This window comes from Deinococcus hopiensis KR-140 (assembly GCF_900176165.1).
Lineage (GTDB): Bacteria > Deinococcota > Deinococci > Deinococcales > Deinococcaceae > Deinococcus > Deinococcus hopiensis.
Map to the genome: position 1 here is coordinate 246850 of NZ_FWWU01000002.1, position 9838 is coordinate 256687.

Annotated in this window: 8 protein-coding genes, 1 other RNA gene and 1 pseudogene; 4 read left to right on the plus strand and 6 right to left on the minus strand. The window is 63.9% G+C overall.

The genetic code is table 11. The features are described 5' to 3' along the window. The first annotated feature begins 156 nt into the window (after positions 1 to 156). A complete protein-coding gene (locus B9A95_RS01825) occupies positions 157 to 1245 on the plus strand; it encodes a hypothetical protein (RefSeq protein ID WP_139806378.1) in 1089 nt (362 codons plus the stop codon). A gap of 534 nt (positions 1246 to 1779) precedes the next feature. On the opposite strand, the gene B9A95_RS01830 is transcribed toward B9A95_RS01825, so the two are convergent. Next, the gene (locus tag B9A95_RS01830) at positions 1780 to 2892 is read right to left on the minus strand and encodes an HD domain-containing phosphohydrolase (RefSeq protein WP_245808090.1); all 1113 of its coding nucleotides are present in this window, start codon (positions 2890 to 2892) and stop codon (positions 1780 to 1782) included. Positions 2893 to 3647: 755 nt separating this feature from the next. Here B9A95_RS01830 and B9A95_RS01835 point away from each other — a divergent pair. Together B9A95_RS01835 and B9A95_RS01840 are read left to right on the plus strand one after the other, a co-directional pair. Continuing rightward, positions 3648 to 3859: pseudogene (locus B9A95_RS01835) on the plus strand (DUF2171 domain-containing protein). Between the two features lie 132 nt (positions 3860 to 3991). Next, positions 3992 to 4870: an SDR family oxidoreductase gene (locus B9A95_RS01840; RefSeq protein WP_084045257.1), complete on the plus strand. Its 879-nt coding sequence runs from the start codon at positions 3992 to 3994 to the stop codon at positions 4868 to 4870. Positions 4871 to 5000: 130 nt separating this feature from the next. On the opposite strand, the gene B9A95_RS31405 is transcribed toward B9A95_RS01840, so the two are convergent. Further along, the gene (locus B9A95_RS31405) at positions 5001 to 5267 is read right to left on the minus strand and encodes a hypothetical protein (protein ID WP_139806380.1); all 267 of its coding nucleotides are present in this window, start codon (positions 5265 to 5267) and stop codon (positions 5001 to 5003) included. A 14-nt stretch (positions 5268 to 5281) separates the two neighbouring features. On the opposite strand from B9A95_RS31405, the gene B9A95_RS33110 reads away from it, so the two are divergent. Continuing rightward, a complete protein-coding gene (locus B9A95_RS33110; protein ID WP_170928378.1) occupies positions 5282 to 5458 on the plus strand; it encodes a hypothetical protein in 177 nt (58 codons plus the stop codon). Positions 5459 to 5583: 125 nt separating this feature from the next. Here the strand turns inward: B9A95_RS33110 and B9A95_RS01850 are convergent, their stop codons facing one another. The 4 genes from B9A95_RS01850 to B9A95_RS01865 form a co-directional block, all read right to left on the minus strand. After that, positions 5584 to 6219 (minus strand): hypothetical protein, encoded by a 636-nt coding sequence (locus tag B9A95_RS01850; protein WP_084045259.1) that lies wholly within the window; start codon positions 6217 to 6219, stop codon positions 5584 to 5586. Between the two features lie 1260 nt (positions 6220 to 7479). Beyond that, positions 7480 to 7836, minus strand: a transfer-messenger RNA (tmRNA) gene (gene ssrA / locus B9A95_RS01855). A gap of 267 nt (positions 7837 to 8103) precedes the next feature. Continuing rightward, a complete protein-coding gene (locus B9A95_RS01860) occupies positions 8104 to 8445 on the minus strand; it encodes a DUF4377 domain-containing protein (protein ID WP_084045260.1) in 342 nt (113 codons plus the stop codon). 501 nt (positions 8446 to 8946) lie between these two features. Further along, entirely contained in the window at positions 8947 to 9828 is an 882-nt protein-coding gene (locus B9A95_RS01865; RefSeq protein ID WP_084045261.1) for a cation diffusion facilitator family transporter, read from the minus strand. Between the last annotated feature and the right edge of the window lie 10 nt (positions 9829 to 9838).

Consider the following 9838-nt stretch of genomic DNA (forward strand, 5'->3'; position numbering starts at 1 on the left):
CTGCTCCGGCTGGGGGAAATCATGCCGCCAAAGCCTGTTGGGCAGTCACTGAAGAAAACGAGTCTCTGCGCGTTGGGCCTGCTCACGTTGTCGCCCGCAGGGTGGGCCGGAGGTGGGAACCCGCCCCAGGGCCAGTTCCTGCCTCCCCTTCCCTCCGTGAACAGACAGGCCCGACCCCGGCTGACCGCAGCGGTCACCGACGGCACGGGAGCCGCCGTGATTGCCTGGACGCAACAGGAAGTGACGGCAGGCGGATACACGGCTGGTACGGATCATCTTTATGCTGCCCGGTTGGACCAGCGGGGCTGGACTTCCCTGGGCGGCATTCTGAATGAGGACGTCCGGCATAACGCCTCACGGCTTCAGGCCCAGGTGGGGCCAGACGGACAACCCTGGCTGGGCTGGGCGGAAGACGCGGGGATCGCGCATGTGGACTCGACCCTCCTGAGTCACTGGGACGGGCACGCCTGGTCACCCACCGCGAAGTACGCACTGCGGCGTAACCTCAGTGACGCTGGGAAATTCAGTGCCTTCGCCGTGCAACAGAACGGCGCGCCGTTTATTGTCTGGACGAACATCTACTATCCGGGAGCGCTGGGGGCGGTGTTGCAGGTCGGCGACCGGGCTGAACCCTCCTGGTCGTTCAGCCCGCCCCTCAATGTCAGCCTGAAGCGTCACGCCTTCTTTCCAGCAGCGGCCGCGGGGAACATGGCAACCCGTTACGCGGCGTGGATGGAGGGAGACGTGGCCCACAGTGACCTCTGGGTGGCCGAGCAACGCCCCGGCGGTGCATGGACCCGGCTGGGCGGGGCCCTGAACGTTCATCCTGGAACCTACGCGGCCTCCCCAGTAATGAAGCTGACCCGTGAGGGCAGGCCGGTCGTGGCCTGGCTGGAGGACAGTGGCGGCAGAGACCAGGTCTTTGTCAAACGCTGGAATGGCCACCGCTGGGTGGCTCTCGGGCAAGCCCTGAACGTCGAGCCGGGTACGCTGGCCTTCCGGCCGGCGCTGGCGCTGGACGGACAAGGCAACCCGGTGGTGACCTGGGCGGAACAACTCGGCCAGGAACCGGAGCGGGTTTACGTCCGCCGTTGGACGGGCGAAAAGTGGACCGTGCTCGGAGGGAGGGCCCTGAACACGGTGGCGAAGCACCGGGCCTACCAACCCAGCGTGACCGTGGACGGGTCTGGCCACGCGGTGGTGGTGTGGTGTGAGGATGCCCGTGTATTCGTGAAACGCTTCTGAACAGTCGAAACGGCAACCGGCTGGCAGAGCGCTGCAGGAACAGCAACGACGCCTGCCGACCTCCAGGCTCGCGGATCTGCCCTCCACCTCTGCGCTGGCGCGGCACCTTCCCTGGCGACAGTTCACCCTTCGGGAGTCCCTGAGCACCTGGGTGGGAGGAGGCAATAAGGATTGGGGTAGATCAGTTATAAAGCAACTGATTTACCTGAGCGAGCAGGAAAAACGGTGGCACAGAGGAGTTCCCGGAGCGGATGTAATGGATTACACCGGAACCGTATCAGGCGAGGATTCCGGATGTGACCTGTCCGGAGGGTGAAGGCCTCCAGGCGTGCATCTGCGGGTTGAAAGCGCGCCCCGCACCGACGACATTCAGGGCAGCATGAGACCGACCTCGAGCACCATCAGAACGCCCTCACCCACAACTGGTCTTGCGGGCAGCATCCAGAACAACGGGGTTGTCGAGCCGTGCAGAAGGGGTCTTCAGGAAACGTTTGGTCCAGGGGAGCGGCCAGCGTCGGGTGGGGGCAGCCCTGATTACCCTGTTCGTGCGCAGGCGGCTGCCGCCACCGGGTGCGGCGCGTCCTCACGGCGCATCAGCTCGCAAAAGACCTGGGCAATGGCGGGATCAAAGTGGCTTCCTGCGCTGCGCTCAATTTCCGCGAGGGTTTCCTCGTGCGCCCACGGCTTGTGGTAGGGCCGGTCACTCACGAGGGCGTCATACACGTCGCACACGGCGAAGATGCGCGCCTCCTGGGGGATGGCCTCACCCGCCAGACCGCGCGGGTAGCCACGTCCGTCCCAGCGTTCGTGGTGTGAGCCGATCACCGCCAGTGACGGCTCGGGCAGGAAATTGAGGGCCCGCGCGAACCGTTCGCCCGCCAGCACGTGCGACTGCATGGTCAGCCACTCGTGCGCTTCGAGCTTGCCCGGTTTGAGCAGCACGTGGTCCGGCACCGCCACCTTGCCGATGTCGTGCAGGTACGCACCCCAGCGCAGGTGCTGAAGCTGCGCCGCCTGGAGTCCCAGGGCACCGCCCAGCGCCACGGCGAGGACGGTGACGCGGTCGGTGTGGCCACCTGTTTCGGTATCGCGGGCTTCGAGCATCAGTCCCAGGGCCCGCAGGGCAGCCTCGTGCGCCTTACGCAGGCTTTCTTCGGTGATCAGCCGCACCGCGAGCAGCCCGATGGCCCCCGCGAGGGCAGCGAACAGCTCGGCGTCGTCTTCATGCCAGGAATGGGCGGAGTGCACGTACATCACGAATGCCCCCACCAGACGGGCCTCAGCGTCCAGGACAGGCGCGATGGCGAGGGCCCCTACCCCGTGGGCCGGAAAGTCAGCTGTATCGGGGTCCATCCACGTGTTGTCGTAAAACAGCGGCGCCTGGGCTGCGCGCAGCGCCCGGAGCAGCGGGCTTCCCTGAGGGATGGCCTGGCCCGCAAGTCCCGGCGCGCCCACCACGCCCCGGGTGACGAATTCACCCGCGTCCGAGAGCTGTACGTACGCGGCGCCCTCGGCATGCGTGCGCTCGACCAGCGCGTGCAGGGCAGGCAAGACGGCGGAAGGCACGTCGTAGGCGGTCAGGGCACAGCGCATGACTTCCATGATGGTGGCTGCCGCAGCGGTACGGTGGTCGGTCTGAAGTGGCACGTGAGAACCTCCTGCTTACCCACCAGCTTAACCGTACCTTCATCTCTACGACAGACGCCCGATGGGGGGAAACCTGTGCGTTCTGCCTCTTGCCAGGGGAGCCAACCCCAGGGTGAACCGCTCCCGGAGATGGTCGTGCTTCCTTGGAACACATCAGAAGCGGACTCTCCGCCTCCGCGGTGAGGTGGGCACCCAGCAATTCAGGGAACAATAAGTGCGCTCGGCTATGTCGATGCCCACCCAACCTGGATGAGGCGAAGATGAGGGCCGAGAGCGAGCGGGAGGGTTGGAGGAACGGCCAAGCGCGCGGAAGACAGTTCTCGAATTGACCCAGGCGTGCGCGGCTCTACCCCGCGGCACGTTGACCAACACCTCATCCAGGCACTTTTACAGGAGGACGGACTTGTGGTGAGCGACTTTTTGCGGTGGAGCGCCGTGAGGGACTGAATGCCGGCCCTGCCCGCTGGAGAGGCGGAGCGTGTTTCTGCCTGGAGGACTCGGGGCCAATCAGGTCGCGTGGCAAATCTGCATGGGAGCCAGCAGTGTGTTGAGTCTGGAACGGTGCTCTTGATTGCGCCGCGTGAGGTCAACCACTGGCAGAAATCGGCGAAGAACGGCTGTCCCACACGGTGAACTCATGCGCGCCTTGAGTCAATCGGCGTTTACCCGATTGCCATCAGGGGACTCACCCTCTTCCGTAGGCTGAACACGAAAGGAGAGCGCTCATGACCACGAGCAGCGGTATTCGGGAGCACATGCCCGTCATCTGCGCGGATGGGAAAAACCACGGTGAGGTCGACCGCGTGGAAGGCGACTCCATCAAACCGGCCCGCGATGGAATGGACAGCACCGCTGGTTACCCCTGGACAGCGTGGATCATGTCGATCAGCACGTTCACCTCAAGCTCAATCACGAGCAGGTTCACCAGCAGGTGCCGACCACAAACCCGAACGGCCAACAGGGGTAAGTGCTGGAAGTGTGCAAGTTCAGTGCGGTAACGACCCCACCGTCTTCACCGCACTGTTACCGACGTGGCGCGCATGCGCCAGGCTGTGCTGGACCGGTTTTCCTATTTGAACCGCATGTATGGAGGGCGTCTATGCCTCAGGATCCCACAAAGCAGTACCCCGCTCCCCCTTTTCCCCGTCAGCCCCAGGAAGCGCCGGGTGACACCCACACCATGATTCCCGTGCCGGACCACGGGGAACAGACCTACCGGGGCCATGACCGCCTGGGTGGGCGAAAAGCCCTGATCACAGGTGGGGACAGTGGCATCGGGCGCGCCGTTGCGATCGCTTTTGCGCGGGAGGGGGCCGACGTGGCCATCAACTACCTTCCGTCCGAGGAAAACGACGCCCGTGAGGTAATCGCCCTGATCGAAGCGGCTGGGCGCAAAGCCGTCGCGCTCCCCGGGGATCTGACCGACGAGGCGTTCTGCGAGCGGCTGGTTGCGGACACGGTTCAGGCGCTGGGCGGTCTGGACATCCTGGTCAACAATGCAGGCAAGCAGCAGGCTGTTGAGGCCATCGCTGACCTCACAACGGCGCAGTTTGACGCCACCTTCCGCACGAACGTCTACGCGACGTTCTGGGTGACCAAGGCCGCCATGCCGCACCTCCCGGCTGGAGCCACCATCATCAACACCGCTTCTATCCAGGCGTCACAACCCTCCCCCATGCTCCTCGACTACGCCTCGACCAAGGCGGCCATCGTGGCCTTCACCCAGGCGCTGGCGCAACAGGTCGCGGAGCAGGGCATCCGGGTCAACGCCGTTGCTCCCGGACCTTACTGGACGCCCCTGCAACCCACGGGCGGACAGCCACAGGACAAAATTGAGAAGTTCGGCAGTGGGACGCCGATGGGGCGTCCAGGTCAGCCAGCAGAGATCGCACCGCTGTACGTCTTTCTGGCCTCGTCCGAGTCGAGTTACAGCACTGGCGGCGTCTTCGGCAGCACGGGTGGCCTGCTGTTGAGCTGATCTTCTGCGGAAGTCGTTGAATGCACGAAACCTCAAATACGGTTTCGTGCATTCAAGATCTACACCGTCTGGACCCATGACCGCACAGACGACATCATGCGGGTCCCCCAGAAGCTTCTTGGCGTGGTGGTCAGCGGAAGAAATCCGGGGGCAATTCGGCAACGGTCACCAGCTGGCCGGCATGGGGCTGCTGGCTTTTCAGTTGAACACGCTGGCCGAGGTAACCGCCACCAATTTTCTCCATCAGACGCGGAGCGCCGACTTTCCCTCGGAGGACCAGGTGATCGTTGCGGTGGAGCCGGACAGTGACGAACCGGGACAGACGCTGCAAACCCTGGCCTTTTCGGTGGAGCCCGGCACCTTCTACGCTGTGGCGGCCAGCATCCTTGCGCTGCACAGGCGCTCCCTGTTGTGTGCCCCTCTGACGGGGCGCTGCTGGGTGAGTGGCCGGATCTGGACACCGGCAAGCAGGGGAGCGGCGTCATCCACCAGATTGAGCGGCCCGCGCCCTTCGCCCTGGACCGTACACGGCGCCGCTTCGCGGCAGGCACGGAAGCGGGCGTGACGGTTATCTCCCTGGATGGATAAACCCAGCAGTCACCTCAGACCTGCGTCAACCCGGGGAAGGGCAACGGTGATGTGAATGAGGAAGCGGTCGAGCGGCCCGGAAGCTGCCCCTTCGTCAGGAGCAAAAAACCAGAGTCGACGCTTTGCTACCGTCCCCGGCGAGCGAGAAAGGCGATTTCCCGGTCAATCAGGGCCTTGCGGGCTGCGACGTCCGGCACCATTCCCCGCGCTGCCCAGCGCAGCGCCACGGCCTGGTATCGCCCATCGAGTTCAAATCTCTGGGCTGCCTTCAGGGTCTGCTCGGCAATATCTCCAAGTTCCGCCGTCAGGGCTGCCAGCGATAGCCGGGAGAATTCGTCTGTGCCGGACCGCGCGGCCCAGAGGTCCTCGTCGCTCGCCGCTTCCCCCGCGCTGAGCACCCGGCCGAGCGCCTCCGCCCGGCGGGCGCGCTTCTCTTCGCGTTCCAGCGCCTCCGCTTCGGCCGCCGCGCGTGCCGCACGCGCGGCGGGAAACTCAGGAAAGGCCCGTCCCACATAGGACCGTGATCCCGAATGCCCGAACAAGGCGCGGTAGTCGTCGTCCATGGTCCAGGCTTCGGCGAGCCCATTCAGAAACGCCCCGTCTGCCCGGGCCGACTCGATCTCCAGGCTGACCCACTGGCCTTTCTTGCCGCCCACCCGCATCGACACCGACGTCACGTGGGAATCGCTGAACTCCACCGCCATGAACTCGGCCTGACGCCGTCCAACGCGCAAGTGCAGGTGCAGCAGCGGGCAGACCATGCCTTGAGGATACCCGTGAGTTTCCGCCCCTACCCCTTACTCCTGCCTTTAAGTGGGCCGGCAGTGTGGACCCAGAGCGCAGACCTCAAGGTGCTGGCTGCTCTAAGCGCAGGCACCCCGCGAACTGGCCTGAACGGTCACCCTCCGGCAGGGAGAGCCGAGACGTACCCGAGACCTACTCAGGGGGGCTTGTCGCCTTTGAAGATGAGCGCCTCTGCTGCGGGTCACCCGAATCCTGCTGCTCGTGCTGACCTACAGTGGGTCCCGCTACCAGCAGGGTGAACCGGGCAGCGCCAATAACCAGGATGGGTCCATACAGTCGGAACGTCTGGAGCCGCTTCATGCGTTCGGAGGTCCAGCCACCGTTCGCCTCGGCATCCAGGATGAGGGTCTCCAGGGCAAGCCGCCGGGCCGGCTCGTTTTATGGCGCGCCCCGCGGAAGGCCGCCACACCGGTCATCAGGGTCTCGGCATGCAGCTCTTCCCGTTCAGTCGCCTGGCCAGGACCTCCCAGTCCTCGGTGGTGACGGCAAGGTCAATTTGGAGGATCAGGGGATTGCCCGCCAGGGTGATCAGAACTGCCTGGACGATCGGGGCAGCCCTCTGCCTGGCCCTGGAGGCGACCCCCTAAAGGGTCCTGTACGGCGCCACGCGGGGCACACCGGTCGGACAGCAGGGAGAGTGGAGCGCCTCCCCGATTGCGGCGGCGTCCCCCCTGAGTACGACGCGAAGATGGCCTGCGCTGCCACGCCCGTCTCCTGAGCATACGGCGAGGACAAGGCTTGGAGGAGCGTGCCCAGTAGTCTGCATAGCAGATAGGTCACCGGCGCGTGCAACTGCAGGCCTGCAACAGTTCCAACAGCGAAGGCCGGCGCTGAAGGGAGACTGGTGGGGAGCGCGGCCAGCCGGGCCGTGGCCTGCCAGATCCCCGGAAGGTTGCGCCCCTCGTCCTGGCTCAGTCTGGTCAGCGTCTCTGTGAAGGTCTGCTGCTGGCTCAGGGTCCAGCGGGTGAAGCCGCTCTGGAGGGGCAGGACGAAGCGCGTCCGGCCGGTATTGAAGCGTCCACCGAAGGCCCAGCGGCCAAGGAAGGGGGTGAGCAGGTCGTGCCTCCGGTGGTGCAAGTGCCCGCACACCACAGCCTGGGTCTCCCAGCACAGGTCCTTCTGGAGCAGCCGGGGAATCAGAGATCCAAAGCGCTCCGGGTGATGTTCGCGGAGTTCGTCCCATAGGAGAACCCCCAGGCCAAAAGCCTGGGGGCTGGGGGTGGAGATGGGCGGAGTCGAACCGCCGATTCGAAAGTCCCTCCCGGTAGTATCTACGAGCGTAGTTCGCGGTTTAAATCTCAGTCCTCAGCCGGGCACGAACACTCTGCTTTTGAACCCAGCCCCTTAGTCTCACCTGTGCTCAGGAGCGTCGGCTCAGGCTAGCCATCTATTCGCAGGTTCGCATCACGCCAATGGCCGGGCTTGATGGTCACCGTTTCACTTAAGCAGCGAGAGCGTAGGTGGTGCTGTTGTTGTTGCCAATTGAAGGCTTGATCGATGATTTACGAGGCCCACGATCATCCTCGGCTCGCCACGTCCCGTTTGGCTACCCCCGCCGAAACCGGGTCATCCCCACGATCTGTGCCCCAATGAGTCATCCCCAACGGGACACTGAGTGTCCCACACAGGCAGAAAAATACCGAGCTTCCAGTTCAAAAAGCGCGAGTTAAAGGACAAAGGTTCGGTCAGTGGGGAGATCAGGGCTTATTGAGCGTCGGAGGCAGCAGAAGACGGGCTCCAGATGCTATGCCAAAGCTGCAGAACGCGCAAGCCAGAAAAAAGGCCATAGCAGAGGGTAAAGTCCGGGTTGGTGCCGAAGGTGGCGGCGTGAAGCGGGAGATTCACCGCTTCACCTCTCTCACCCGGTACTTGTCAAGCACGCGGACAAGCGTATAGGTGCGGTCAGGTGCATCCGCAGGCGGATTTGAAATCCTATCCACCCGAACCAGCAGGGTGTATTCGTACCCTTCTTCAAAGGTAAATCCCTGAAGCTCCTCTTTGAAGAAGGTACTGTACAGCGTATTTTCCGGCATGCGGTAGACCCCATAGCATTGTCTGGGCTTGGGTGCCCAGCCGCGGCACTCCGACAGAGTAGAGCTCGTGCGGAGCGTGAGCTGCTCAGGAGCACCGAACTGGGCGCATCCAGAGAACAGGAGAGCAGCCGCAACAAGCAAGAGACGCATCTGTCCAGCTTGCCACGTGAAGTCGCCCGATGAGAGCAAATGTGTGCCTATGCCGCCTCTCCCCTGCTTACCGGGCGGCACGCGGGGTTTGGGAGGGCACTCAACCCGGCGAGAAGTCGCGCTTCAACTTCCGCGGTCTGGTACTTCAGCGTTATGAAGGGGTGGTCGTCCCTCCATTCAAACGCAAATTCACGGCCAGGACGCCATGCGCGTGGATCTCATACGTGCCGCCCTGATCGCGACCCCTCACGTTATGCACTTGTCAACGGCTGCGGGAGACAACCGTTATATCAACTCGTGTGGCAATTTGAGCTTGAGCCAGAACTTCCAGTAGGGAGGGGTACACGAGGGGGGCTGGCACAGATGAGGCCGACTGCCTGGTAGGAGACCATGAGGAACGCGGCATGAAGAACACCGTCGTCTTCGGCAAGAAGTAAGGGCAGCGGAGAGGGGATAAACCCTTACGCCCCGTCCAGTTGTGGCTTTTGCTCCTCGAAGCAATTACAGCGCGGGCACTCCAGCATGTTTGGCCTGGCCCTCCGGCTCCACGTGAATGGTCACTTCGCTTCCCGGCATCTGCGTTTCGAGCACCTGTTCCAGTTCGTCACAGATGGCGTGGGCTGCCTCCACGCTCATGGCTCCGGGAACCACCAGGTGGAAGTCAATGAACGTGACGCTGCCCGCGTGCCGCGTCCGGAAGTCATGCGCTTCCAGCGCCCCCTCGGCGTGGGTCTGCACCAGGTTTTTGATCTGCTGCTGCACCTCGGCGGGCGCCGCCTCATCCAGCAGGCTGTTCAGGCTGCCCTGCACCAACCTGTACCCCACCCACAGCACGTAGAGCGCCACCACGATGGCCGCAATGGGGTCCAGGGCATGCCAGCCCGTGAGCTTGACCAGTCCCACCCCGACGATTACCCCCACGCTGGTCACCACGTCGCTCAGGAGGTGGTGACCGTCGGCCACCAAGGCGGGTGAGCGCAGGTGTTCACCCGTGCGCACCAGATACCGGCCATAGCTCCAGTTGAGCAGGGTGGCGACGCTGGACACCACCAGGCCCAGCCCGAGCGCTTCCAGGGGTCTGGGATGCTGCAGCGCCTGAACGGCAGAAAACATAATCGTCAGGGACGCGACGATGATGAGTACCCCTTCCAGCACGGCGCTGAAATACTCGGCCTTCTGGTGCCCGTAGGGATGGTTGTCGTCCGCAGGACGGCTGGCGACCCACAGGGCGGTGATGGCGGCCCCCGCTGCCACCACGTTGATCAGACTTTCCAGGGCGTCGGAGAAGAGGGCCACGCTGCCCGTGAGCAGGTAGGCTCCACCTTTCAGGGCCACCACAATCACGCTCAATATCAGGCTCAGAACCGCGCTTTTCAATGCCATAGGGAAGACC